General features: G+C 46.1%; 23 protein-coding genes and 2 tRNA genes. 17 read left to right on the top strand and 8 right to left on the bottom strand.

The features are described from left to right. Positions 1–29: 29 nt before the first annotated feature. The 12 genes from dxs to ACZM6M_RS02675 all read left to right on the top strand — a co-directional run bounded on the left by dxs (position 30) and on the right by ACZM6M_RS02675 (position 12,860). Positions 30–1,943, top strand: a complete 1,914-nt coding sequence (gene dxs / locus ACZM6M_RS02620; RefSeq protein WP_418494350.1) for a 1-deoxy-D-xylulose-5-phosphate synthase — start codon at positions 30–32, stop codon at positions 1,941–1,943. An 18-nt stretch (positions 1,944–1,961) separates the two neighbouring features. Continuing rightward, positions 1,962–2,789, top strand: coding sequence for a TlyA family RNA methyltransferase (locus tag ACZM6M_RS02625; protein ID WP_489489603.1), 828 nt, complete (start codon positions 1,962–1,964; stop codon positions 2,787–2,789). A gap of 20 nt (positions 2,790–2,809) precedes the next feature. Continuing rightward, on the top strand, positions 2,810–3,649 hold the full coding sequence (locus ACZM6M_RS02630) for an NAD(+)/NADH kinase (protein ID WP_066546742.1): 840 nt from the start codon (positions 2,810–2,812) through the stop codon (positions 3,647–3,649). Positions 3,650–3,703: 54 nt separating this feature from the next. Continuing rightward, a complete protein-coding gene (gene argR / locus ACZM6M_RS02635) occupies positions 3,704–4,156 on the top strand; it encodes an arginine repressor (RefSeq protein ID WP_066546748.1) in 453 nt (150 codons plus the stop codon). A 5-nt stretch (positions 4,157–4,161) separates the two neighbouring features. Then, entirely contained in the window at positions 4,162–5,838 is a 1,677-nt protein-coding gene (recN, locus tag ACZM6M_RS02640; protein ID WP_066546752.1) for a DNA repair protein RecN, read from the top strand. Between the two features lie 71 nt (positions 5,839–5,909). After that, positions 5,910–7,196 carry a SpoIVB peptidase gene (gene spoIVB, locus ACZM6M_RS02645; RefSeq protein WP_418496641.1) on the top strand — a complete coding sequence of 429 codons (1,287 nt, stop codon included), beginning with the start codon at positions 5,910–5,912 and terminating at the stop codon, positions 7,194–7,196. 214 nt (positions 7,197–7,410) lie between these two features. Next, on the top strand, positions 7,411–8,241 hold the full coding sequence (spo0A, locus tag ACZM6M_RS02650) for a sporulation transcription factor Spo0A (protein WP_066546756.1): 831 nt from the start codon (positions 7,411–7,413) through the stop codon (positions 8,239–8,241). 101 nt (positions 8,242–8,342) lie between these two features. Next, positions 8,343–9,785, top strand: coding sequence for a glycogen synthase GlgA (glgA, locus tag ACZM6M_RS02655; protein ID WP_066546758.1), 1,443 nt, complete (start codon positions 8,343–8,345; stop codon positions 9,783–9,785). 73 nt (positions 9,786–9,858) lie between these two features. Then, entirely contained in the window at positions 9,859–10,299 is a 441-nt protein-coding gene (locus ACZM6M_RS02660; protein WP_081422999.1) for a divergent PAP2 family protein, read from the top strand. Positions 10,300–10,439: 140 nt separating this feature from the next. Then, positions 10,440–11,063, top strand: a complete 624-nt coding sequence (locus ACZM6M_RS02665; RefSeq protein WP_066546760.1) for a Maf family protein — start codon at positions 10,440–10,442, stop codon at positions 11,061–11,063. Next, positions 11,056–11,841: an HAD family hydrolase gene (locus tag ACZM6M_RS02670; RefSeq protein WP_066546762.1), complete on the top strand. Its 786-nt coding sequence runs from the start codon at positions 11,056–11,058 to the stop codon at positions 11,839–11,841. The genes ACZM6M_RS02665 and ACZM6M_RS02670 overlap by 8 nt, the downstream gene beginning before the upstream one ends. A gap of 26 nt (positions 11,842–11,867) precedes the next feature. Beyond that, the gene (locus ACZM6M_RS02675) at positions 11,868–12,860 is read left to right on the top strand and encodes a peptidylprolyl isomerase PrsA (RefSeq protein ID WP_296038741.1); all 993 of its coding nucleotides are present in this window, start codon (positions 11,868–11,870) and stop codon (positions 12,858–12,860) included. Here the strand turns inward: ACZM6M_RS02675 and ACZM6M_RS02680 are convergent. After that, on the bottom strand, positions 12,842–13,018 hold the full coding sequence (locus ACZM6M_RS02680) for a hypothetical protein (RefSeq protein ID WP_167544869.1): 177 nt from the start codon (positions 13,016–13,018) through the stop codon (positions 12,842–12,844). The two genes, ACZM6M_RS02675 and ACZM6M_RS02680, sit on opposite strands and share 19 nt — an antisense overlap. Positions 13,019–13,020: 2 nt before the next feature. Continuing rightward, the gene (locus ACZM6M_RS02685) at positions 13,021–14,160 is read right to left on the bottom strand and encodes an RtcB family protein (RefSeq protein WP_066546769.1); all 1,140 of its coding nucleotides are present in this window, start codon (positions 14,158–14,160) and stop codon (positions 13,021–13,023) included. Positions 14,161–14,597: 437 nt separating this feature from the next. Between ACZM6M_RS02685 and ACZM6M_RS02690 the strand changes: the two genes are divergently transcribed. The 4 genes from ACZM6M_RS02690 (at position 14,598) to smpB (ending at position 18,782) form a co-directional block, all read left to right on the top strand. After that, entirely contained in the window at positions 14,598–15,569 is a 972-nt protein-coding gene (locus tag ACZM6M_RS02690) for a hypothetical protein (protein WP_418496614.1), read from the top strand. A gap of 120 nt (positions 15,570–15,689) precedes the next feature. After that, positions 15,690–15,941, top strand: a complete 252-nt coding sequence (secG, locus tag ACZM6M_RS02695; protein WP_066546771.1) for a preprotein translocase subunit SecG — start codon at positions 15,690–15,692, stop codon at positions 15,939–15,941. 112 nt (positions 15,942–16,053) lie between these two features. Then, positions 16,054–18,237: a ribonuclease R gene (gene rnr, locus ACZM6M_RS02700; protein WP_489489622.1), complete on the top strand. Its 2,184-nt coding sequence runs from the start codon at positions 16,054–16,056 to the stop codon at positions 18,235–18,237. An 80-nt stretch (positions 18,238–18,317) separates the two neighbouring features. Continuing rightward, complete coding sequence (gene smpB / locus ACZM6M_RS02705; RefSeq protein ID WP_066546774.1) at positions 18,318–18,782, top strand: SsrA-binding protein SmpB; 465 nt, start codon at positions 18,318–18,320, stop codon at positions 18,780–18,782. Between the two features lie 293 nt (positions 18,783–19,075). Here smpB and ACZM6M_RS02710 read toward each other — a convergent pair. The 6 genes from ACZM6M_RS02710 to ACZM6M_RS02735 form a co-directional block, all read right to left on the bottom strand. Continuing rightward, positions 19,076–19,147, bottom strand: a tRNA-Glu gene (locus ACZM6M_RS02710). 51 nt (positions 19,148–19,198) lie between these two features. Then, a tRNA-Glu gene (locus ACZM6M_RS02715) sits at positions 19,199–19,270 on the bottom strand. A gap of 498 nt (positions 19,271–19,768) precedes the next feature. After that, positions 19,769–20,803 (bottom strand): site-specific integrase, encoded by a 1,035-nt coding sequence (locus ACZM6M_RS02720; RefSeq protein WP_418496615.1) that lies wholly within the window; start codon positions 20,801–20,803, stop codon positions 19,769–19,771. Positions 20,804–21,876: 1,073 nt separating this feature from the next. After that, complete coding sequence (locus ACZM6M_RS02725; protein WP_066546780.1) at positions 21,877–22,425, bottom strand: Uma2 family endonuclease; 549 nt, start codon at positions 22,423–22,425, stop codon at positions 21,877–21,879. A gap of 53 nt (positions 22,426–22,478) precedes the next feature. After that, the gene (locus ACZM6M_RS02730) at positions 22,479–23,015 is read right to left on the bottom strand and encodes a hypothetical protein (RefSeq protein ID WP_081422913.1); all 537 of its coding nucleotides are present in this window, start codon (positions 23,013–23,015) and stop codon (positions 22,479–22,481) included. 85 nt (positions 23,016–23,100) lie between these two features. Then, positions 23,101–23,703 carry a helix-turn-helix transcriptional regulator gene (locus tag ACZM6M_RS02735; protein WP_066546783.1) on the bottom strand — a complete coding sequence of 201 codons (603 nt, stop codon included), beginning with the start codon at positions 23,701–23,703 and terminating at the stop codon, positions 23,101–23,103. Positions 23,704–23,868: 165 nt separating this feature from the next. Between ACZM6M_RS02735 and ACZM6M_RS02740 the strand changes: the two genes are divergently transcribed. Beyond that, positions 23,869–24,069 (top strand): helix-turn-helix domain-containing protein, encoded by a 201-nt coding sequence (locus ACZM6M_RS02740; RefSeq protein ID WP_242962975.1) that lies wholly within the window; start codon positions 23,869–23,871, stop codon positions 24,067–24,069. Positions 24,070–24,295 lie beyond the last annotated feature (226 nt).

A 24,295-nucleotide genomic window follows, 5' to 3' on the forward strand; every position in this document is an offset into this window, starting at 1 on the left:
TGAAATAAAAATGAAGGAAGTGCGAGCCTATGATATTGGAACAGATAAAGGGGCCGGAGGAATTAAAGCAGCTTTCATCCCGTGAACTGGCCATTCTGGCAGAAGAGATACGCACCTTTCTGATCGAAAAGATCAGCCGTACGGGAGGCCATCTGGCTTCTAATTTAGGCGTGGTGGAGCTTACAATTGCTCTGTTTAAAACATTTGATCTGCCTCAGGATAAGATTATCTGGGATGTGGGCCATCAGTCTTATACCCATAAGATATTAAGCGGACGCATGGCTGAGTTTGATGAGCTGCGCCAGTATGGAGGGATCAGCGGTTTTCCTAAACGAAAGGAAAGCCCCTATGATTCCTTTGACACGGGCCACAGCTCTACCTCTATTTCTGCCGGCCTTGGTATTGCCCAGGGCCGGGATCTGTTGGGAGAGGATTACCGGGTGGTGTCCGTGATCGGAGACGGCGCGCTCACCGGCGGCATGGCTTACGAGGCTTTAAATAATGCTGCCCGTATGAAAAAGAATTTCATTATTATCTTAAATGATAATGAAATGTCTATATCAGAAAATGTAGGCGGTATGTCCAGGTATTTAAGCGGACTCAGAACCGGAACCGGCTACAATGATTTAAAAAAGAATATCGTGGAGGCTTTAGAGCGGGTACCGTTGGTGGGAAATGCGGTGATCGACAAGCTAAAGCGCACCAAGGACAGCATTAAGCAGCTGTTTATTCCTGGAATGCTTTTTGAAAATATGGGGATCACCTACCTGGGTCCTGTGGACGGCCACAATATACCTGCCCTGTGCAAGGTTCTTAAAGAGGCTAAGAAATTAGACCACGCAGTTCTGATCCATGTGATCACAAAAAAGGGAAAGGGATATAAACCTGCGGAGAAGAATCCTTCCATATTTCACGGTGTGGGTCCTTTTGATATTGCAACGGGAAAAGAAAATGGGAAAAAGAAGGAACCCTCCTATACAGAGGTATTTTCCAGAAAGCTGTGCCAGCTTGGGGAAACCCATCCAAAGCTGGTAGCCGTGACAGCGGCTATGCCTGACGGTACGGGACTTGCAGCTTTTGGAAAAAAGTTTCCGGACCGCTTTTTTGATGTGGGAATTGCGGAGGCTCATGCAGTGACAAGCGCTGCGGGCATGGCGGCTGCGGGCCTGCGTCCTGTGGTGGCAATCTATTCCTCCTTTTTGCAGAGAGGATACGATCAGGTGCTTCATGACGTATGTATCCAGAATCTTCCGGTCCTTTTTGCCGTAGACCGGGCAGGACTGGTGGGAAGCGACGGAGAGACCCACCAGGGAATCTTTGATTATTCCTATCTGACCTCCATCCCCAATATGACGGTAATGGCTCCGAAAAATCTCTGGGAGCTGCGCGCTATGATGGAATTTGCCATGGATTACAATGCACCCCTTGCGATCCGTTATCCCAGAGGAACCGCTTACAGGGGGCTTAGGGAATACAGGCAGCCCATTATCTACGGAAAGGGAGAGCTGCTCTGTGAGGAAAGTGATATTGCGCTTCTGGCGGTTGGAAGCATGGTAAGTACGGCAGAGCATATTAGGGAAAAGCTTAAGGAAGAGGGGTATTCCTGCAGCCTGGCAAACGGCCGTTTTGTAAAACCGTTTGATAAAGAATTGACAGAACGCTTGGCAAAAAACCACCGTCTGCTTGTGACCCTGGAGGAAAATGTGCTTCAGGGCGGATATGGCCTTGCAGTGACTGCCTATATCCACAGCCATTATCCGGAGGTTAAGGTTGTGAATATTGCTCTTCCGGATGCATATGTGGAGCATGGAAATGTATCGCTTCTTCGGAAAGGACTGGGAATTGACAGCGATTCCATTATCCGAAGACTGAAGGAAGAGGGCTGGCTTTCCGGTATCCACAGGGAAGAAAACGGAGAAGAACGGCAGAGACCGTCTGAATGAAAGACAGGAGAAATACAGATGAAAGAACGATTAGACGTACTGCTTGTAAAGCGTAATCTGGCAGAGTCACGGGAAAAGGCAAAGGCCTTGATCATGTCCGGTATTGTGTATGTAAATGGGCAGAAGGAGGATAAAGCCGGAACGACTTTTGAGGAAACGGCGCCCATTGAGGTCAGAGGCAGTACTTTAAAATATGTAAGCCGCGGAGGGCTGAAGCTGGAAAAGGCCATGGATCGTTTTGGCGTCCGCCTGGATGGAAAGATCTGCATGGATGTAGGGGCTTCCACCGGCGGCTTTACAGACTGTATGCTGCAGAATGGAGCGGTGAAGGTGTATTCTGTCGATGTGGGCCATGGACAGCTTGCCTGGAAGCTGCGCAATGATGAGCGTGTGGTCTGCATGGAGAAAACCAATATCCGCTATGTGACTCCGGAGGATATTGCAGATCCTATTGGCTTTGCAAGTATTGATGTGTCCTTTATTTCACTTACTAAGGTTTTGGGACCTGTGAAGGCTCTTTTAGAGGACAATGGGCAGATCGTCTGCCTGATTAAACCGCAGTTTGAAGCAGGCAGGGAAAAAGTAGGAAAAAAAGGCGTTGTTCGAGAGCCGGCCGTTCATTTGGAAGTGATCGACATGGTGATCGATTATGCGCTTTCCATCGGATTTGAGGCCCTGAATCTGGAATTTTCTCCGATCAAGGGGCCGGAAGGAAATATTGAGTACCTGCTCTATCTTCAGAAGCATCCAGAGGATCAGGAGGCAGAGTATGCGGTGCGCCGGGAAGCGGCTGCCGATCCGAAGGCAGTGGTAGCTGACGCACATCAAACTCTGGATCGTTCATAGGAAATGGCGGTAAGTGGCAGATGAAACGATTTTTTTTGATTGCCAATCTGGCGAAAGAGTTTGTTCCTGAAACCAGGGCGTATATCCGGGAATGCCTGGAAAAAAGAGGGGCTGAGTGCCGTTTTCTCACCCTGGCTCAGCATAATAAATACGGAAAGCATACGCCTTCTGAGTTGGTCCCGGAGGATACAGAATGTGTGATAACCATTGGCGGAGACGGCACCCTGATCCAGGCGGCCAGAGATCTGGCAGGCAGGAATATCCCTCTTTTGGGAGTAAACCGGGGCCATTTGGGATTTTTAAACCAGATCAGCTCTCAGGATGAGATTGAAGAAGCCATTGCTTCTTTGATCGAGAACCGTTTTGAGCTGGAGCGGAGAATGATGATACGGGGAACAGTGTTTCATCAGGGAAAACCCGTATTTCAAGATATTGCGCTAAATGAAATCGCTGTTACCAGCCGGGTTCCCCTGCGGGTACTCCGGTATCAGGTATCAGTGAATGATGAATACTTAAACCATTACAGCGCAGATGGAGTCCTGGTGGCAACGCCCACCGGTTCCACGGCCTACAACCTGTCCGCCGGTGGGCCAGTGATGGCTCCGGCAGGCCGGATGATGGCCCTGACTCCGGTGTGTCCTCATTCCCTAAATGCGAGAAGCATTGTGCTCGCAGCAGAGGATCGGATCCAGATCGGGGTATTAAGCAGCGGAAGAGTTTCCTTTGACGGAGATTCCTGGGCAGATCTGGAGACGGGGGACTGCCTGATCGCAGAGCGTTCCGCTTTGGAGACAGTGATGATCCGAAGGAAAAAGCAGTCGTTTATGCAGAATTTAAGCGATCATTTAAGCGGAATCTGAGAAACAGCCACAAAAGCTCTGCGCTTTGCAGAGCTTAACAAGGAGGAAAGATAGATGAAGGTAGAACGCCACAGTAAAATTGTGGAACTGATCGGGAAATATGAGATCGAAACGCAGGAGGAACTGGCTGAAAAGCTTAACCAGTCTGGTTTTAATGTGACTCAGGCGACTGTTTCCAGAGATATCCGTGAATTAAAGCTTACAAAGATTCAGGGAGAAAACGGAAGACAACGGTATATGGTTCTTGAAAGTCCAAGAGGAACCTCTGCGATCAAATATATCCGTATTTTAAAGGATGGTTTTATGTCCATGGATATGGCACAGAACATTCTTGTGATCAAGACCGTAGCCGGTATGGCAATGGCAGTGGCGGCCGCCCTGGACGCCATCCATTTTCAGGAGGTAGTAGGCTGTATTGCAGGGGATGACACCATCATGTGTGCGGTACGCAGTGTGGATGACACGATCATCGTGATGGAAAAGATCAAAAAGATGGTGGAGGACTGATCGATATGTTATTAGAGCTGCACGTTAAAAATCTGGCCCTTATTGAAAGAGCAGATGTGGAGTTTGGCGAGGGCCTAAATATTCTTACCGGCGAGACCGGCGCCGGTAAATCCATTATAATCGGCTCCGTGAGTATGGCTCTGGGAGGAAAGGCTTCCAGAGACAGCATACGCCACGGAGCCGATTATGCCTATATAGAGCTCGTTTTTTCAGTCAAGGGAGAAGACAGGCTGCGGGCGCTGCGGGAACTGGATACAGAACCTACCGAGGATGGCCTGGTGATCATCTCAAGGAAAATCACCCCGTCACGCAGTATCAGCCGCATCAATGATGAGACAGTTACGGCAGCAAGGCTGAGACAGATCACAGGCTTGCTTTTAGATATTCACGGTCAGCATGAGCATCAGTCTCTGCTGTATAAATCAAAACATCTTGAAATCCTGGATGCCTATGTCAAGGCTCAAACCCAACCGGCAAAAAAGAAGATGGAAGAGGAATACAAAAATTACTGTATTCTAAAGAAACGGCTATCCTCCTTTGAGATGGATCATGACGCCAGACTCAGAGAAGCGGACTTCCTGCGTTTTGAAATCCAGGAGATTGAAGAGGGCAATATAAAAGAAGGGGAGGAGGAGGAGCTGACCGCTCGTTACCGCCGTTTCTCCCATGCAAGACGCATTGCTGAAAATCTGAATGAAGCCTATGACAGCCTTCAGGCAGATGCAGTTACAAGAGCCCTTCGGTCGGTGGAGCAGGTGACAGAGTATGATGAAGCATTGCAGAGCATAAGAGATCAGCTTTATGATGCAGAGGCCATATTAAGTGATGCCGGAAGGGAAATTTCAGCTTATATAAGCAGTATGGAGTTTGATGAGGAAAGCTGGAGACAGACGGAGGAGCGTCTGGATCAGATCCACAGCCTCCAAAACAAATACGGAGCTTCGGTTTTGGCAATCCAGGCCAGTCTGGAAGAAAAAAGGAAACGCCTGGAAGAACTGGAAAATTATGATGCATTTAGGGAACAGACGGAAAAGAAGCTGAAAATTTCCACGGATCATCTTTGCAGACTCTGTACAGACTTATCAGAAATACGTAAAAAAGCATCGGTGGAGCTTGTAAAACGGATCCGGAGCGGACTTCTTGATTTAAATTTCCTGGATGTGGAATTTGATATGGAATTTGAAACGCTGGATCATTTTACGCCGGATGGCTGGGATGAGGTTCAGTTTCTTATTTCCACCAATCCGGGACAGCCTATGCGTCCTTTAAAGGATGTGGCTTCCGGAGGCGAGCTCTCTCGTATTATGCTGGCGATCAAGACGGTGCTGGCGGATTCAGATGAGATCCCCACGCTTATTTTTGATGAAATTGATACAGGCATCAGCGGACGCACAGCCCAGAAAGTATCAGAAAAGCTTTCTTATATTGCAGGCAGCCACCAGGTGATCTGTATCACCCACCTGCCTCAGATCGCAGCTATGGCGGATATCCATTTTGAAATACTTAAATCGGCCAGTGAGGGTTCCACTGCTACCACCATTGAACGTCTTGGACGGGAGAAAAGCATAAGAGAGCTTGCCAGATTGTTAGGCGGCGCGCAGATCACAGAGGCAGTTCTTAAAAATGCACACGAAATGAAGGATTTGGCAGACCAGACAAAAAAGCCATGGATGGAAAGATAAAACCAGATTGAAATATGCCATGCAGACTCATACTAATGACAGGATCATTAGAAAAGGAGGCAGGGCATATGATGAGGAGAACAGGGGGATTTTACCGGAAGCTGGCCCTGGGGTTCTGGCTGTCAGCCATAGCCGGAGGGGTCTTTGTGTGGCATCTTGCATACCGGGCAGTACCCGATCAGATCAGTATGCTTGAAAACCAGAAAGAGGAATTTTCATTTTCTCTGCCCTGGCGGGCTACGCTTTCCAGCGAAAGCGCAGAGGTATCCCTGGGAAATGAAAGCAATATTCCGGGGGATGAGATCACTGTAAACAGCAGCGAGCCATTTCATGTTTTTGCGGGAAAAAAGGGAAGTTATCAGATGAATCTGAAGCTTCTGGGGCTGATCAAGCTGAAAGAAATACAGGTGGATGTAGTGGATACCAGGTATGCCATACCCTGCGGAAGTCCCATAGGAATCTATCTGAAATCTCAGGGAGTCATGGTGGTAGGAACCGGACGGATTACCAGGGAAGACGGCCGGGAAACCGAGCCGGCTTTCGGCAAATTAAAATCAGGGGATTACATTGAAACGTTTAACGGAACGCCGCTGTCAACCAAGGAGGATCTGGTCAGGGAAGTGGGGAAGTGGAACGGGGGAGAAGCAAGTCTTACCATACGGCGCAGAGGAGAAAACATGGAGGTAGCCCTGTCTCCGGTAAAGGGAGAGGACGGAAGCTATAAGCTGGGGGCCTGGGTCAGGGATGATACCCAGGGGATCGGTACTATCACTTATGTGGATCCCAACGGACATTTCGGAGCCCTGGGCCATGGGATAAGCGACAGTGATACGGGAGAACTGGTGGAAATAGAGACAGGCGCTCTCTACACAGCTAAGATTATGGGAGTGGAAAAGGGAGAGGCGGGAAAGCCGGGGCTTCTTTCGGGGGTGATCTACTATGGTCCGCAGTCCTGCAGGGGAGAGATTACCGCTAATACGGAGGACGGTATTTTTGGAATGGTCGATCAGCAGCTTAAAAAGCAGATCCAGGGAGAACCGATGGAGGTCGCCAGATGTCAGGAGGTAAAGCCGGGGCCGGCAGTCATCCGAACGGCTGTTTCGGGTGAAGTAAAGGACTATACAGTAGAAATACAGAAGGTGGATCAAAGCCCGTCCAAACGAAATAAGGCAATGGTTCTTAAGGTAACAGATCCAGAGCTTCTTTCGCTTACAGGCGGTATTGTCCAGGGACTTTCCGGTACTCCCATTCTTCAGAATGGAAAACTGGCCGGAGCTGTAACACATGTGTTTGTCCAGGATCCATCAAGAGGCTATGGAATACTGGCAGATGATATGATGAAATATGGGGAAGAATGAAAAGATGGGTTACAAATAGTCGAAAAACACTAAAAATAGTCGAAATTTTGTGTCTAAATTTGCGATTACCATATATTGTCAAATGACAATAAGTAACGGTATAATATAAAATGTTACTTTTAAAGACAAAGGGGCCGTAAATGGGCGGCTCCTTTGTGCTAGTTTGGACAAGGGGGGGATAATACTCCCGGTCCTGATGTAATAAGGAGGAAAAATGGAAAAGCAGGAACAATTAAACGTGGTAATTGTGGATGATAATCCCATGGTATTAAGTACTTTGGATGAGATGATCAATGCCGAGGACGGGCTGACGGTCATTGGAAAAGCTGACAATGGAGAGGATGCCATTGATATGATAAAGGACACTACACCAGATATTGTGCTTCTGGATATGGTTATGCCAAAAGTAGACGGGATTACAATTGTTGAGAAATTCAATCACAGAGACACGTTTCGCAAGCATCCTGTTTTTATCATGCTCAGTGCTGCCGGAAGTGAGCTGGTTACGGAGGAAGCGTTTCAGGCCGGAGTAAATTATTATCTGATGAAGCCCTTTGACCGGGATATCCTCATGAGGAAGATCCGTCACGCAGGCCATCTTCCGCGCCGGATCACGGCAGGAAAGATGATGGAAGTGCCAAGGCCGGCTGTGATGGAAGAGCCTGCGGTTACAAAGGAAGAGTATATGGAAGAACATCTGGAAGCAGATATCACAAAGATGCTTCATGAACTGGGAATTCCCGCCCACATCAAGGGCTACCAGTATTTAAGAGATGCGATCATTATGGTTGTAAAGGATCAGGAAATGATGGGTTCTGTTACAAAAATTCTTTATCCAGCGATTGCCAAGAAAAATCAGACTACAGCCAGCCGCGTAGAGCGCGCGATCCGCCATGCGATTGAAGTGGCCTGGGGAAGAGGTAAAATGGAAACGATTGATGAGCTGTTTGGATACACCATCAGTACGGGAAAAGGAAAGCCTACCAATTCTGAATTCATTGCTCTGATTTCTGATAAAATATTCCTGGAATACAAAAAAATTTAAGACAAATCCTAAGAAAACAGCTTCCTAATTTTGAAAAAGTACGCTATACTATATGGTAAGGCAAAACGCCGCCTGGATACGTCAGGAGAGGGAGGGTTTGGATGAAGAAGATTTTATTTGCAGCTTCTGAAGCAGTACCATTTATTAAAACCGGGGGACTGGCAGATGTAGTAGGTTCTCTGCCAAAATGTTTTGATAAGGATTATTTTGACGTAAGAGTCATGATTCCCAAATATCTGTGCATCAAGCAGGAGTGGAGAGACAGGATGCAGTATGTGGATCATTTTTACATGGATTATCTGGGACAGAGCCGTTATGTAGGAATTTTACAGTATGTCCATGAGGGGATCACATTTTATTTTATTGATAATGAAAGCTATTTTAACGGAGAAAAGCCATATGGCGATTGGTACTGGGATCTGGAAAAGTTCTGCTTTTTCTGCAGGGCTGCTCTTTCTGCCCTGCCTGTGATCGGCTTCCAGCCGGATGTGGTCCACTGCCATGACTGGCAGACAGGCCTGATTCCTGTACTATTAAAGGATACTTTCCGGGGAGGTGATTTCTTCCGCAATATGAAGTCTGTTATCACCATCCACAACTTAAAGTTCCAGGGGGTGTGGGATGTAAAGACCATCAAGCGTTTTACAGAGCTTCCAGATTACTATTTTGCTCCAGATAAGCTGGAGGCCTATAAGGACGGCAATCTGTTAAAGGGCGGTATTGTATATGCGGATGCCATTACCACGGTAAGCAATACATACGCAGAGGAGATCAAGATGCCGTTTTACGGAGAAGGCCTGGATGGCCTGATGCGGGCCAGGGCCAACAGTCTTCGGGGAATCGTAAACGGAATTGATTATGATGATTTTGATCCGGAGACCGATCCTTTTATCGCCCAGAAATATAATGCAAAGAATTTCCGCAAGGAAAAGGCGAAAAACAAAAAGGCGCTCCAGCAGGAGCTGGGACTTCCTGTGGATGAGAAGAAGTTTATGGTGGGTATTGTATCCCGTCTTACAGACCAGAAGGGCCTGGATCTGATCCAGTGTGTGATGGATGAGCTTTGCAGTGACGACATGCAGCTGGTGGTTCTTGGAACGGGTGATGAACGCTATGAAAATATGTTCCGTCACTATGACTGGAAGTATCACGACAGGGTTTCCGCCCAGATCTATTATTCTGAGGCCATGTCTCACAAGATTTATGCAGCCTGTGACGCATTCCTGATGCCGTCCCTGTTTGAACCCTGCGGTTTAAGCCAGCTTATGGCCCTGCGCTACGGAACGGTACCCATTGTCCGGGAAACCGGCGGTTTGAAGGATACGGTTCAGCCATATAATGAATATGAGAGTACTGGAACGGGATTTTCCTTTGCCAATTACAATGCGCATGAGATGCTAGGCAGCATACGCTATGCCAAGTATGTATATTACAGCAGACGCCGGGAGTGGAACAAGATAATCGACCGTGCCATGGCGGCAGACTTTTCATGGAAGACCTCAGCAGCTAAATATCAGGAGCTTTATGACTGGCTGATCGGCTGAGAGACACTGCATTTAAACAGATAAATACCCGAAGAAAGGGGAAAGAAACTACACTATGAATGTTTGGAACGATATGCTTGGCAATCAGATCCTTGTAAGTGCCGTAGTAGGCTGGACAGTAGCCCAGGTTTTAAAGACGCTCATCGACTGCGCTTTAAACAAAAGCTTTAATGCGGAACGTCTGGTGGGATCGGGCGGTATGCCAAGCTCCCATTCAGCTACGGTCTGTGCATTGACGACGGCTGCGGCGCTGGAATACGGCGCTGGCTCCTTTGAATTTGCCGTATCCTTTGTTCTGGCCATGGTCGTCATGTATGATGCCATCGGAGTGCGCAGAGAGACGGGAAAACAGGCAAAGCTTTTAAATTCCATTTTGATGGAAAATCCTCTGAAGCTCAATGCGGAGGTTCTTCAGGAGAAACTTAAGGAGTATGTGGGCCATACGCCCCTTCAGGTTCTGGCCGGAGCGATTTTGGGAATTGGCCTGTCTCTGCTTCTGGATTCCTATTATTGAGAAATCATCAGCAGCCCCTTACATTCATATGAACCAGCAGATGCGGACCGTGGCTTTTGCCATGGCCCCTTTTGCGTCGTAGGTATTTTCCCGCGTACAGGCATATTCCCATATTTACAGATAAGAGCAGGAGAATAGAAATGAAAATGACAGAATATTTTAAGGGTCATCCGGTGGTTTTAGCTTCCGGTTCTCCCAGAAGAAAGGAACTTTTGGAACAGATTGGGATCAAAGCCCGGATCAGGCCCAGCGTGCAGGAGGAAAAGTCCCAGGCTGAGACGCCGGAGGAGCTGGTGATGGAACTGGCCGCTGTAAAGGCGCAGGATATTGCCGCAGGCTGTGAGTCTGGAACCTTAGTCATTGGAGCCGATACAGTGGTTGTCCTGGATGAGAAAATTCTTGGAAAGCCTCAGACCCCGGAGAGGGCTGTCGAAATGATACAGAAGCTTCAGGGCCGGGAACATCAGGTTTATACCGGTGTTACGGTAATCCTGTGTATGGAGAATGGAGAACTGCACGGAACATCCTTTGCGGAGCGCACAAATGTAGAACTCTGGCCCATGACAGAGGATGAAATTTCTACATATGCACAGAGCGGGGAGCCGCTTGATAAGGCAGGCGCATATGGGATACAGGGCAGTTTTGCGGCCTATATAAAGGGGATACAGGGAGATTATACCAATGTGGTAGGACTGCCTTTAGGGCGTCTGGTCCATGAGATGAACACACTTTTGACAGAAAATGGAGGAACACAGGATGATTAAACTTATAGTATCCGATGTAGATGGAACACTGGTAGAGGACGGATCTGCCGATATCAATCCGGAACTGTTTGAGGTGATCCTGAAACTGAGAGAAAAGGGGATTCAGTTTGCCATAGCCAGCGGACGGCCCTGGTCCAGTGTAGAGCATACCTTTGACCCGGTAAAGAAAAAGATTTTTTATATTTCCAATAACGGTTCCTATATTGGCTGCCATGGCCGCAGTCTTTATACCTATACGATTGATAAGAAACTGGCAGAACGGGTGATCCGCTCCGTCCGCCGTCATCCGGAGCTTGAACTTGTTTATGCCTGTGCCGGAGGAGATTATGTGGATTCAAAAAATGAAGACCTTGTGCGCTGGCTTGTTGATGGGTATAAATTTAAGCTGAACCGGGTGGAAGATTTATTAGATCTTGAGGAGCCCCCTGTAAAAATATCTATTTACAAGCCGGACGGCATCGAGGAGGCCACCCGTTTTGTGTTTGATGAATTTGGAACAGAGCTTAAGCTTGCCTGTGCCGGAGATATGTGGATGGACTGCATGGCTTTGGGGGTAAATAAGGGAAATGCTGTAAAAACCATTCAGGAGAGTCTGGATATCCGCCCGGAAGAAACAATGGCGTTTGGCGATCAGCTCAATGATCTTGAGATGCTTGATCAGGCATACTACAGCTTTGCTGTGGCAAATGCCAGAGAGGAAGTGCGCCGGGCTGCCAGATTTCAGGCGGATAGCAATGTAAATGACGGAGTTTTGAAAATTCTTAAATATCTTCTGTAGAATGTACGACTGGAAAGGAGACTTCATTGGACCAGAGAAGGAAGGATAAAAAAAGAAAATGGTTCCGGCCTTTAAAGCAGGGATTTCTGATCGCGTTTTCAGCGGGATGTCTGGCGGCCTGCGGACAGACGGCATCCTATCAGAACGCAAAGGGTTCTGCAGCAGAGTACACGCCGGGGCAGATCATGACTGTTGCGGCGACGGAGCGCAACCGCTATCAGAACATCTACACCGGACAGCTCTGGTCTGTTGCGGCTGATGGATCGGGAACCACCTTTGAATCCCTTTTAAAAGGCCAGATGGAGCAGTTTTTGACAGAACTGGCAGCCATAAATCTTTTGGCAGAAGAAAAAGGGGTTGAGCTTACCAATCAGGAAAAGACGCAGGTGCAGAGTCTGACGGATACCTATTTTTCATCCCTTACACCGGAGGATCTGGATTATATGAAGGTATCCAAGGATGAAATCTACGATTTATACAGCAAATATTATCTGGCGGATAAAACCGTATCTCAGCTGACAGATGAAAAAGCGCTGGAGGTAAGTGACGCAGAGGCAAAAGTGATCCGGATTCTGCAGATTGAAACAGATACAGAAGAAAAGGCGGAGACGCTGTGGAAAAAGGTCAATGAGCCAAAAGCTGATTTTGCTTCTATCGCTGAAAAAGAGTCGGGCGGCAGCCAGGTCGAGTTTCAGCTGGAGTGGAGCGATACATTAAATGCTTTGGAGGAGACGGCTTTTTCTCTGGAACAGGATCAGATCAGCGAAATTATTTCCTGGGAAGGGAAATTTTATATTCAAAAATGCATATCGGCCTATGATGAGGAAGCTACAGCTGCCAGAAAGCTCCGGCTTTTGGAAGAAAAAAAAGCCAGAGCCTTTGACCAGATTTATACGCCGTTTATTCAGAACCATCCGATCCGCCTGAAAAACGGGATTTGGGAGGGCGTGGACTTTTCACAGGGAGAAGAGTGCACCTCCGATGATTTTTTTCAGCTGTATCATGAGATGGGGGAATGAAAGCGAAATTCCTTCTTTTTGTTGATACAGCGAACCTTTGCCCGGGGAACATATTTGCCGCAGTGCTGGCAGTAGGTTTTGTGGCAGGCGTTCCGCCCTTTTTGGCAGAGGCCAAACGCTTCATAATACTTACAGGGGATTTCTCTGTACTTAGCCATTTTTACGCCTCCTCTCCTGCTTTGAAGTTGTATACCGGGCGCAGGATTTTTTCTATGGATACGGCATCAGCCGCCGCCGAACGGATTTCCTCCAGAGACCGGTAGGCAAAGGGGGCTTCATCTAATGTCCTCCTGGAGATGCTGGGGGAATAGATCCCTTTCATTTCTTTTTTGTAATCAGAAAGAGTCCAGTGTTTTCCCACATCTACTCTTTTCATGATCCGCCCTGCGCCGTGAGGGGCGGAACAGTTCCAGTCAGGATTTCCCAGACCTTTTCCGAGAATAACCCCGTCTTTCATATGAATGGGAATAATAACAGGTTCATCTTTTTGGGCCGAAATGGCGCCTTTGCGCAGGATGGGGGGATTTTGGGTCTGATCCACATAGTTATGCTGGCAGGAAATGACCGTATCCGCTTTCCACTTCATTCCGCGGAGAAGTTCATCCAGAATAGCTTTCCGGTTCAGTGCGGCAAACTGCTGTGTCAGTTCAAGATCATTTAAATACTGCTCTTTTAAACCGCCTTCCAGCCATGTGAGCTCATATGGAACGTGAAGGCCCTGTTTTTTTAAGTATTTCTGGCCTTTTTTCATATAATGATCGAAAATATTCTTTCCGAGACAGCGGCTTCCAGAATGAATGATAACGTAAAAACAGCCATTTTCATCCTGATCCAGTTCAATAAAATGGTTTCCTCCGCCCAGACTTCCCAGACTTAAAACGGCTTTTACCTCATTGATGCTGTTTTTGCAGCAGAAGGCTTCCGGATGGAAGTGATCTGCGTATCGGTGGAGTGTTCTGCGGATTTGTGAGCCAGAGGGAATCTGTTCCCGGATGAGTGAGTCGAGCTTGGGAAAATGATCCGTTCGGACTTTGCCGGACAGTCTGGCCATGGTAATTCCGCAGCCGATATCAATTCCTACCGTTTGCGGCAAGATCTGTTTTCCGACAGTGGCAGTAAAACCGATGGTGCCTGCCTTTCCGGGATGGACATCCGGCATGATGCGGATCTTGCTGCCTTCAAAGGCTGGATTGTCACAGAGCATCTGGATCTGGGCCAAAGCATATGGCTCAATGGAGGTTTTGGGGTTATTTGTGTGATAAATGATAGCGGATGTATAGATTCCAGTTACTGTTTTCATTGTATTCCTTTCTCTGTAAGGGTGTTTTGCCTGAAAAAGGGCGCAAAAAAACACCTCATAAACGGTTAGGCTCAGAGGCGGGAAACTGGAAATATTTGGAATGGACTTTGCCTGTGAATACAGAAATATCCAATCAGATATGGAGTTTAGAACCTCTGAGAAATTTGACTGCTGTATCATTGTTTATAGCTGCATTCATAGTAAATCCTCCTTTCGTCCGGGTTGATAGCTGCAAACAGTCGTGCTCCTGTTTTATGGCCTCATTATACGCGGGAAAGATAGGATTTGTCAATATGAGAAAATGGCAAAACAAAAATGCGTTATGATTGAAAGAACTCTTCGGTTTTTGATGAAATGGGTTAAGGTAGCTTAAATGAGTGGATTATGATATACTTAGAAAAGCAAAAATACATAAGAAATGGAAAGGGGAAAACACAATGAAAGCAGTAAACGTGCATAGACTGTGGAAAGGGATTTTTATGGCAGCAGTATTATCCTGTCTTCTTGCTGTTCCGGCATCGGCGAAAGAGGAGAGGACGCCGGTAGGCCGCATTACGCTGAATTTCAGCGCGGATATTCAGGCGGGAGACTCAGAGGCGTACATCGATGTATCGGTAGAAGATGGAAGCTGCTCCGTGGAAAGCGCAGATTTTGTCAATGAGCAGGAATACTGGGCAGGAGGCGTTCGCCCCAAAGTGGAAATATGGCTGGAGGCAGACAGCGACTGTTATTTTAAAAAATCAGGAAAAAGTGCGTTTACCTTTACGGGGGATGATGTAAAGTATGTTTCAAGCTCTACCAAGTATGATAGGGAAATGATGCGTCTGGTGGTAACGCTTGACAAGCTGGATGAAGAGGATGAGGATCTGGAGGTATCAGGACTTATCTGGGATGAGGACAATGCCATTGCTCACTGGGATCAGAATGGGATCGCAAAAAAATATAAGGTGCGTCTGTGCCGGGGCCGGGGAGGAAGCTCCACGGAGGATGGCGTGGGCTCGGTTCATACGGTGACAGAAAACAGCTTTGATTTTGCAGAGCAGATTCCCAAGGCAGGAAATTATTATTTTAAAGTAAGAGCCGTTGATATCAGGGACAATCTGGGCGATTGGGAAGAATCTCCATGGTTTGAGGTGACAGAGGAGGATTTATCTGAGTGGAAGGGAAACTGGAAGCAGAATGAGCGCGGTTGGTGGTATGAAAACAGGGACGGCTCCTGGCCGAAGGAGTGCTGGCAGATGATCGATTCAGACTGGTACTTTTTTGACAGTGAAGGCTATATGAAAACAGGATGGATTGACTGGAACGGAAAATCCTATTTCTGCAGCGAATCAGGAGCTATGCTGGTATCTTGTACAACGCCAGATGGATATTCGGTAGGAGAAGACGGCGCTAAGATTCTTCCATAGCTTTTTCGGGATATAAGGCGGTCTTTTCGGGTAAAACCGCAAGAAAAGCCTTGAGTTTACAGAAAAAGTATGATATATTAGTTTTGTTTGACTATAAGGAAACGGAAAGAGGTACAGGTCATGGCAGTGATTCAGGTTATTTTATCGATCATATATGTACTCCTTGGCATCGCTATTTCAATCGTAATTCTGATGCAGGAGGGTAAGTCCAATGGACTGGGCGGCGCTATCGGCGGCATGGCTGAGAGCTATTGGAGCAAAAATAAAGGCCGTTCCATGGAGGGTGCATTAGAGCACTTTACAAGATACGGCGCTATTGTATTTATGATCATCACGCTGATCCTGAATATTATTTTAAAGGTTCAGGGATAATAATACGGACACAAAAACACCCTTTCATGTATCGCATTGAAGGGTGTTTTTTTAAATGAATAGACAGAAAAGAGGATACATGGAAAAAGAACAATTGGAACAGAGAAAGAAAATGCTGACAGAGCTGATGAATGACAAAGCATATGTGCCTATGAAGGCAAAAGAGCTTGCCATGCTGCTTGATATTCCAAAATCCAGAAGAGAGGAGCTTCAGGAGGTCCTTGATAAGCTGGTGGAGGATGGTGTGATCGGAGTCTCAAAGAAGGGAAAATATGCCAGATCAGAGACTTTTTCTGTGAACGGCCTTTTTAGCGGCCATTCCAGAGGATTCGGATTTGTTACAGTTGAGGGAATGGAGAGGGATGTATTTATTCCAGAGGACAAGACCGGGGCTGCCCTGCATGGAGATCGGGTGCAGATCGTGATCACATCCGATGGACAGAAAGGACGCCGTCCGGAAGGGGCAGTGATCCGGGTGCTGGAGCACGCAAACCGTGAGGTTGTAGGATATTTTCAGAAAAGTAAAAATTTTGGCTTTGTTGTGCCTGATAATGTGAAGCTTTCCAGGGATATATTTATCCCTCAGGGCTGCAGCCAGGGGGCTGTAACGGGCCATAAGGTAGTGGTGCAGCTTACAGATTTTGGCGGTCCGGGAAGAAAGCCGGAGGGACGGATTACAGAGATCCTGGGACATGTCAATGATCCCGGCACGGATATTTTATCCCTGGTGCGGGCCTATGGGCTTGCAGAATCATTTCCTGAGGATGTGATGGAGGAATTAAAAGCGATACCGGATGAGCTGGAGACAGAAGCAGTGTCTGAAGGAAAACGCTTTCGTGAGGATATGCCGTATTATTTGGATGATCTGGTCTCTAATGACGGGTGGAAGGAGCCTTGCAGAGGACGGTTGGATCTTCGCGGGCTTCAGACTGTGACCATTGACGGGGAAGACGCCAAGGATCTGGACGATGCGGTGACGCTTGGACGGACACCGGAGGGTAATTATATTTTGGGAGTCCACATTGCGGATGTAAGCCACTATGTAAAGGAGAACAGCGCTCTGGATCGGGAGGCGCTTCGGAGAGGAACCAGTGTGTATCTGGTGGATCGCGTGATCCCTATGCTGCCGCACAAGCTTTCTAATGGAATCTGCTCCTTAAATGAGGGAACGAACCGTCTGGCGTTAAGCTGTATCATGGAGATAGACGGCCAGGGGAATGTGACAGACCATAGAATCTGCGAAACAGTAATCTGCGTAGACAGGCGGATGAGCTATACTGCGGTGAACGGAATTTTGACTGGAGAAATGGAAGGGCTTCAGGAGGAACATGCAGAGCTTGTGCCGCTTTTTAAACGGATGGAAGAGCTTTCGGGAATTGTGAGAGAACGGCGCAGGAAAAGAGGGGCTATTGACTTTGATTTCCCTGAGAGTAAAATTTTTCTGGATGAAAAAGGACGCCCTCTGGAGATTCGTCCCTATGAGCGCAATACAGCTACAAAGATCATAGAGGACTTCATGCTGTTGGCAAATGAAACGGTGGCAGAGGATTTTTACTGGCAGTCCGTACCCTTTCTTTATCGAACGCATGATACGCCGGATCCGGAAAAAATGAAGCAGCTGAGTGTTTTTATCAATAATTTCGGCTATTTTATCCGTATGCAGCAAGGAGAAATCCATCCAAAGGAGCTTCAGAAACTTTTGGACAAAATTGAAGGAACACCGGAGGAACCGCTTTTAGCAAGGCTGACGCTGCGTTCCATGAAACAGGCAAAATACACAACGGAATGTTCGGGCCATTTTGGACTGGCGGCCCGCTACTATACCCATTTTACCTCTCCCATCCGCAGGTATCCGGATCTTCAGATCCACCGCATTATAAAGGAAGCGATCCATGGAGAGTTAAAGGAGAAAAGACAGGCGCATTATGAGCAGCTTCTTCCTCAGGTGGCAGTCCAGACATCTGCGTTAGAGCGCCGTGCAGAGGAAGCAGAGCGGGAAACGGAGAAATTAAAGAAATGCGAGTATATGGCAAAGCATATAGGAGAAACCTTTGAGGGGGTAATCTCCGGCGTTTCCAACTGGGGCTTTTATGTGGAGCTTCCCAACACGGTGGAGGGAATGGTTCATATCAGCGAGCTCCGGGATGATTACTACATTTTTGATGAGAGCCGATATGAGCTTACAGGAGAACTGAAAAAGAAAACATACAAGCTGGGACAGCCGGTGCGCGTGATCGTATCAGGGACGGACCGGATGCTTCGAACGGTGGATTTTGTGCTGGATCGAGATCTGTAACAATTTCTTTACTTCACTGTGGGCCTGTGGTATGATAATAACATCTGTCTGAGCAAAAGAGAGGCAGAGGGAGGTAAAAGGTGAACGATCGTATTAAGCTGGTAGCAAATAATAAAAAAGCCTACCATGATTATTTTATTGATGATAAATATGAAGCCGGAATTGAGCTTTTCGGTACAGAGGTCAAATCGATCCGCATGGGAAAGTGCAGTGTGAAGGAAGCTTTTGTAAAGATTGATAAGGGACAGGTTTACATTTACGGAATGCATATCAGCCCCTATGAAAAGGGAAATATTTTCAATAAAGATCCTTTGCGGATCCGCCGTCTTCTTCTTCATAAATCAGAAATTATGAAGCTGAATGGAAAGATATCCGAAAAAGGATACACCCTGATGCCCCTTCAGGTATACTTTAAGGGAAGTCTGGTAAAGGTGGAGATCGGACTGGCAAGAGGAAAGAAGCTTTACGATAAGAGAGCGGATATTGCCAAAAAGGATCAGCGCAGAGAATTGGAAAAAGAATTCAAGGTGAGGAATCTGTATTAATCTGAAAAGAGTTTATGCAAATGAAAACGTACAGCTGCAGGAAGCTTGTGCTCCGAAAGGCTGTACGTTTTTGTTTACAGTTTATTAAAATGTTTTCTGTAGACCTGGAAGGACAGGATTACTGTAAATATATCAGCTGTAAACTGAGACCAGACAAGGCCATACATGCCAAAGACGGCATTTAACAGAAACAGCATGGGAATATTGAAGGCGCTGACCTTTTTCACGTCCTCTTATCTGTAGATGGTAAAAACATAAAAAAACAAGCAGAAAATTACACTGCTTGTTTCAAATGACCTGACCGGGAATCGAACCCGGGTTTACGCCGTGAGAGGGCGTCGTCTTGACCGCTTGACCATCAGGCCTTATTAAATTGACACATAAATACGAAAGTATAATTATAAAACACTTTCAAATGACCTGACCGGGAATCGAACCCGGGTTTACGCCGTGAGAGGGCGTCGTCTTGACCGCTTGACCATCAGGCCTTATTAATACTGTATCCTCATCGCTGAGAACTCGTATAGTCTACCATGAGTTTTTCGATTTGTCCAGTGTTTTTTGTAAAAAAAATAAAGATGTTTAATTGATAAAAATAAAGACAATATTCAGAAAATTCATTTTGTTAAAAAAGGAGGAGGCCGGCTGAATTCTTTTCAGCCGGCCGAGTATTATGAAAAAAAGTTTAATAGCATTAACTCTTTACAATGTTCAGTATAGAAAGCAAACATGAAGAGAGTTTGATCAATCTGTAACAGAATTATGAACAGAGTGTAAGAAGTTTGTGAATGGAAATTGTGAGAGGTCTGAAATGCAGGATAAAACCTTGGCAGATCTGGAAAACGGGCTACGAAAAAACCGCATAAACACTGGCTTTCCCAGCATTTACGCGGTTTTTAAAAAGTGGAGCTGAGGGGAATCGAACCCCTAAAAAACCCTAGTATTTATCAGCATTTCCGGGCCGCGTGTGATATTTCGTGTGATACTTACATAATTTTGAACTGTTTAAAATGCTCGTTGATCTTCCTGTTTTGCCGGGCTGTCTCCAGATCAATCACATTCCGGTATACGGCTTTCATTACGTTATCAGAAGCCCAGCCGCCCCGCTGTAGTATGTACTGATCCGGTATGCCGATAACGTGCATGATCGAGGCGGCATAGTGTCTGAGGTCGTGAAAGCGGAAGTGAGGTACATCAAGCTGTTTAAGCCTGCGCCCAAACTGCTGTGTGATCTGGTTCGGGGTAAGGTTTACCACCCGGCCTTTTTTCTGTTTCAGGCGTTCAATGACAAAGGGCGGCATTTCAATGGTGCGGTATCCTCCGGAAGTTTTAGGCTGCTTGATAACCCAGCTTTTGTTTTCGTCCAGAACCATAGAAAACTCTACTGTCACGGTATTCCCCCGGATGTGATCTGAATCGAGAGCAGAGATCTCACCCCGTCTAAGCGGCCCAAAGGCTGCCAGCAGTACAGCAAGCTCCAGATCGGTCCCTTGGATACTGGCAAGAAGCTTTTTTATATCCGTATCATTTGGACAGTACAGGGCCGGCTTTTTAGCGGCTGGCAGTTTGATGTGCAGCTGGGTACCTGGGGAAAACATATCCAGAACAGCGGAAAGAAGGCCGTAAGCATTTCTTACGCTCTTGGGGCTTAAGCAGGCGGATAATTCACTGATCCATATTTGTACAGTTGCGCTGTCTATCTCCGGAAGCCGTGTCATGCCTATCTGGCCTTTCAAATAGTTCCGGCGTATCTTTTCATACCCGACTATGGTTGAAGGGGAAAGAGCGCCCTTTTTGGCTGCGATATAGCGCCCTGCGGCATCATATACCGTTAGATTGTCCGGTGTGATGCGGTTCTGTTCCTTGGCTGCCTTCCATTCAGCAGCGGCCATTTTCGCCAGCTTCTTAGTGGGAGCTGTAAAGCTCTTGTAATGTTTCTTCCCGTCCAGGTCTGTATAATCGTATACCTGTATCCGGCAGTTTCCAGATGGAAGAGTGTTCTTTTTCTTTGCGTTTGTCATGTGCGTTGCTCCTTTCTGATCGGGAGAGCCGCACAGGACGGCAAAGACAGCGTAATAGTTCTACAAAAGGGCAGAGGCCCCCTGTATACGTTGTAATGGTGTTTCAATGCGGTTCCTCCTGATCCTCTGCCGGGCTGGGGCGCATGGATGGAAGGAAGAACAAAATTGACAAATAAGTATGATTAGCATATAATATACTTAACAAGAGAGCTGCTGGTCAGCGTACACCTGACCGCCGGCAAAATAAAGAGTTATGAAAAATAGCGCCTTATCTTACCAGGACGAGGGCGCTATTTTTTGCGTGTAAGGTAGATCACAAGAGTTATAACAGCGCAAAGCATAATTACAAACTGAAATAAATCGGAGTATGTAACCATCAGCACCAGCCTCCTTCTGTAAAAACGTCCGGCGGCTGACATAACGCCCCAGCAGCTCCCTGGTTAAGTATATTATATTGTCAATGTGTCGGGTGTCCAGATCTTGGACCCTCTTGGGGTGTCAACAGTATTGACAGCTGAGCTGTTACTATTAGTCCATCCGAAAGTCTAAGGTCTGGAATACCGACTTTAAAGTATGCGGTAAAATACCGTATACCCTTTGGGAGGTTGGTTGAACCAACTTCCGGGATCTGCAATACCTGTCCCTTGTTTTGGGGTACAGGTATAGAGCTCTGTCCATTTCTGGATTCGACTGGGTGAACGATTCGCTCAGCCTGCTACTGGTGGTAAGGTTTCGCACTTGGACGCAAAATTGCGCTCGGCTGAAAATTCAGCTGCCACTTTTAGGCCTCTGCCCCTCAGAATCAACCCGCTCAAAATTGAGTTGGTTCGTTTTCTAAAGGGTGTCCCACAAATGTCCTACCCTTGGAGGAGAACAGGGCTATAACGTTTCGTTCTGGCAGCCTCAGGCACCAAAACGGTAGGGGCATATGGCAACCTCAGCAAAAAAGGTGTCGCGTTTCACGACAGCTCAATAACGTTTTGTTATTCAGTGGCGCCGCATTTGCGAAAGGGTGTAGATCTTCTCGACGGGGTAACGTTTTGTTACTCCATGGTGTTGCGACGTCGCAACAATCACAGCAGCTGACTGATATTGATAGACAGATCGGAGAAGATCCCGACCTTTATACTGCTTTCAAACGGGAAGATAATGGGGGCAAACTCTGCCGGATCCTGCTCATTGAGGTATACAGTAGTATATTTTTTTAAGGGATCTATAATCCAGTATTCACGGACCCCGGCATCCAGATAAAGGGAAACTTTATGGGCGTAATCCATGCGGCGGCTGCTGGGAGATACCACCTCAACAATAAAATCAGGAGCACCGGAACATCCCCGGTCAGTCAGCTTATCAGGATCACAGATAACAGAAATATCCGGTTCCACCCAATTTTTATTATCAGCATCCAGATTTACAGCAAAGGGGGCGGGATATACTTTGCAGTTTCCTTCTTTTGAATCAATATAATCCGCTAGTTTACGAGCTAACTGGAATGTGATTTCCTGATGGATTCGGCTGGGTGGGGCCATGCTGTAAAGCTGTCCATCAATCAGCTCAGCCCGTGAACCTTCCGGCAGAGCCCAATAGTCTTTTGAGGTGTACTGTTCTTTGGGTAATGGCATGAAGTACCGTCCTTTCTTTGTTTGAACCGTTCCTGTTGGCGCAGGGGCAGTTTTTAATTTAATGTTCTGATTTGATCGATAAAATAGCGAGCTTCGTCGAATGCGTTTTGAATCTGTATAGTGGCATTTAAATAGGCGATACAAAAAGCAAAAAAGTGTATCAGAAGAATTACACTAGTAAAAACTATTCGTTCCATTAGTGTTCTTTTTCCAGTACACCAGTATAACGCTAAACCAGCGGGCCAGAAAATAAACAATGATACTACCCCGATAAAAACATTTTTAGAGTAAAACGGGTCTTCTGACAAATCATGCATTTCTACGGGAAGATCTGGATAATGCTCAGATATAAAATCAACAGCCCGTTGTATAGCAGCATTGGATTTCTGAGGAAAGAAGAAACGTTCAAAATGCCCATATTCATCATGAAAATCCATATATCCCCCTTCTGTCATAGTACGGAAGCAGTATTCTATACGGGAAATATCTTCATAACGGAACTTCTTCAATTTGTATGTCCATTGATAATCTCGTATATTTATTTCTGTTTTCCCAATAAAGAGTTCCTGCGATTTGCCTTTAATACTCATTTTCTCCCCCTTTTATTTATTTTTGAAATTTTTGTAATATCGAAATTCTTGGATTAGCATATCGGTTCACTAGGATGTTATGGCTCTAAGGATTTTCCTCTGGCTGTTTTTTGCTTAATTGTGTAACTAACTTTTCAAGAACTTTCAACTCATCTTCATTCATTTTTGCAAGTGCTTCAATTAGGCGCTTTTTGAAATTTTCATCCTCTTCTTTTATTATTAAATCACCAGTGAAATTAGAGTTTGTGGCTATTGTATGTGTAGATCCTTTGTTGACTTTTGAGGCATTAAGATATTTGTTTGGTATATCTTGTTTTTGTACGAGTGGTTTAGATGATAGTTTGGGCACAGATTTGTCAATTTCCTGAGTAGGCTTTAAAAATAATTTTTTGATTTCTTCTTTTTCTTCTGATGGAAAATTTTTTTTAATCATTATACCTTCTGTACCTTCAAGTTTTTCAAAATTATCCATCAAAAAGTCAGGAGGGATAATTGGTTTATCTAAAAGTTCGTTGATGTTACAATCAAGAACTTTTACTAGACGGTACAATACATCTGTTTTAGGCTCGTACTTTCCTCTTTCATAACTTCTAATAGTAACTTCATTAACCCCTACCATTTGAGCTAGTTGCTTTTGTGTGAGTTTGGCTTGTTTTCTTAAATATCGGATATTTTCTCCTATACTCATATAAGAACCTCTTACTTACAATTTATTAAATAAATTCAGTATAACATAATCCGAAAGGTTTTAACAGAGTCAAAACTATTTATTTTTGTTCTTGACAGAGTCAAAACTATCGTTTAAAATGCAATAAAACAGAGTGTAATAACTCTACTGAGAATGAGAGGTGAAATGATGAGAGCAGACAGAAGAAAACTAGAAATTGCAATGGCACAAGTATGTATGAACACTGAGGACTTGCAAAAAAAGGCAGGAATTCCTCGACCCACACTTAATGGAGTTATTTCTGGTCGAAATGTTAGGCCAGGAACCATCGGTAGGGTTGCCAAGGCCCTTGGGGTTGATGTGACTGAGATTTTAGAAACGGAATAAGCTCCGGGCTGGGGCGCATGGATGAGGGGAAGAAACATCCCTTCATCGTACCGGTGCAACTCTGTGTCGGTTCCCGATCGGGTAAGGGCTGGCCGTTCTGGTCGGTCTGATAGATAAAGAATTTAAAATGATGGTGTATAAATAAAGTTGACACCCTATTCTCAAGGATTTTGATATATAATCATAATCAATACGAGAACAGGAGAAAAACCTATGGCACAGAATC

The organism is Enterocloster sp., from assembly GCF_057861365.1.

What these genes read in the sequence shown, in the direction of transcription:
- ACZM6M_RS02725 (WP_066546780.1), bottom strand. Translation starts at nt 22,425, where the DNA reads ATGCCATTACCCAAAGAACAGTACACCTCAAAAGACTATTGGGCTCTG.
- ACZM6M_RS02680 (WP_167544869.1), bottom strand. Translation starts at nt 13,018, where the DNA reads ATGGCTAAGTACAGAGAAATCCCCTGTAAGTATTATGAAGCGTTTGGC.
- recN (WP_066546752.1), top strand. Translation starts at nt 4,162, where the DNA reads ATGTTATTAGAGCTGCACGTTAAAAATCTGGCCCTTATTGAAAGAGCA.
- ACZM6M_RS02730 (WP_081422913.1), bottom strand. Translation starts at nt 23,015, where the DNA reads ATGAGTATTAAAGGCAAATCGCAGGAACTCTTTATTGGGAAAACAGAA.
- ACZM6M_RS02665 (WP_066546760.1), top strand. Translation starts at nt 10,440, where the DNA reads ATGAAAATGACAGAATATTTTAAGGGTCATCCGGTGGTTTTAGCTTCC.
- ACZM6M_RS02670 (WP_066546762.1), top strand. Translation starts at nt 11,056, where the DNA reads ATGATTAAACTTATAGTATCCGATGTAGATGGAACACTGGTAGAGGAC.
- spo0A (WP_066546756.1), top strand. Translation starts at nt 7,411, where the DNA reads ATGGAAAAGCAGGAACAATTAAACGTGGTAATTGTGGATGATAATCCC.
- glgA (WP_066546758.1), top strand. Translation starts at nt 8,343, where the DNA reads ATGAAGAAGATTTTATTTGCAGCTTCTGAAGCAGTACCATTTATTAAA.
- ACZM6M_RS02625 (WP_489489603.1), top strand. Translation starts at nt 1,962, where the DNA reads ATGAAAGAACGATTAGACGTACTGCTTGTAAAGCGTAATCTGGCAGAG.
- ACZM6M_RS02630 (WP_066546742.1), top strand. Translation starts at nt 2,810, where the DNA reads ATGAAACGATTTTTTTTGATTGCCAATCTGGCGAAAGAGTTTGTTCCT.
- ACZM6M_RS02660 (WP_081422999.1), top strand. Translation starts at nt 9,859, where the DNA reads ATGCTTGGCAATCAGATCCTTGTAAGTGCCGTAGTAGGCTGGACAGTA.
- ACZM6M_RS02720 (WP_418496615.1), bottom strand. Translation starts at nt 20,803, where the DNA reads ATGACAAACGCAAAGAAAAAGAACACTCTTCCATCTGGAAACTGCCGG.
- ACZM6M_RS02685 (WP_066546769.1), bottom strand. Translation starts at nt 14,160, where the DNA reads ATGAAAACAGTAACTGGAATCTATACATCCGCTATCATTTATCACACA.
- spoIVB (WP_418496641.1), top strand. Translation starts at nt 5,910, where the DNA reads ATGAGGAGAACAGGGGGATTTTACCGGAAGCTGGCCCTGGGGTTCTGG.
- secG (WP_066546771.1), top strand. Translation starts at nt 15,690, where the DNA reads ATGGCAGTGATTCAGGTTATTTTATCGATCATATATGTACTCCTTGGC.
- dxs (WP_418494350.1), top strand. Translation starts at nt 30, where the DNA reads ATGATATTGGAACAGATAAAGGGGCCGGAGGAATTAAAGCAGCTTTCA.
- argR (WP_066546748.1), top strand. Translation starts at nt 3,704, where the DNA reads ATGAAGGTAGAACGCCACAGTAAAATTGTGGAACTGATCGGGAAATAT.
- ACZM6M_RS02740 (WP_242962975.1), top strand. Translation starts at nt 23,869, where the DNA reads ATGATGAGAGCAGACAGAAGAAAACTAGAAATTGCAATGGCACAAGTA.
- rnr (WP_489489622.1), top strand. Translation starts at nt 16,054, where the DNA reads ATGCTGACAGAGCTGATGAATGACAAAGCATATGTGCCTATGAAGGCA.
- ACZM6M_RS02735 (WP_066546783.1), bottom strand. Translation starts at nt 23,703, where the DNA reads ATGAGTATAGGAGAAAATATCCGATATTTAAGAAAACAAGCCAAACTC.
- ACZM6M_RS02690 (WP_418496614.1), top strand. Translation starts at nt 14,598, where the DNA reads ATGAAAGCAGTAAACGTGCATAGACTGTGGAAAGGGATTTTTATGGCA.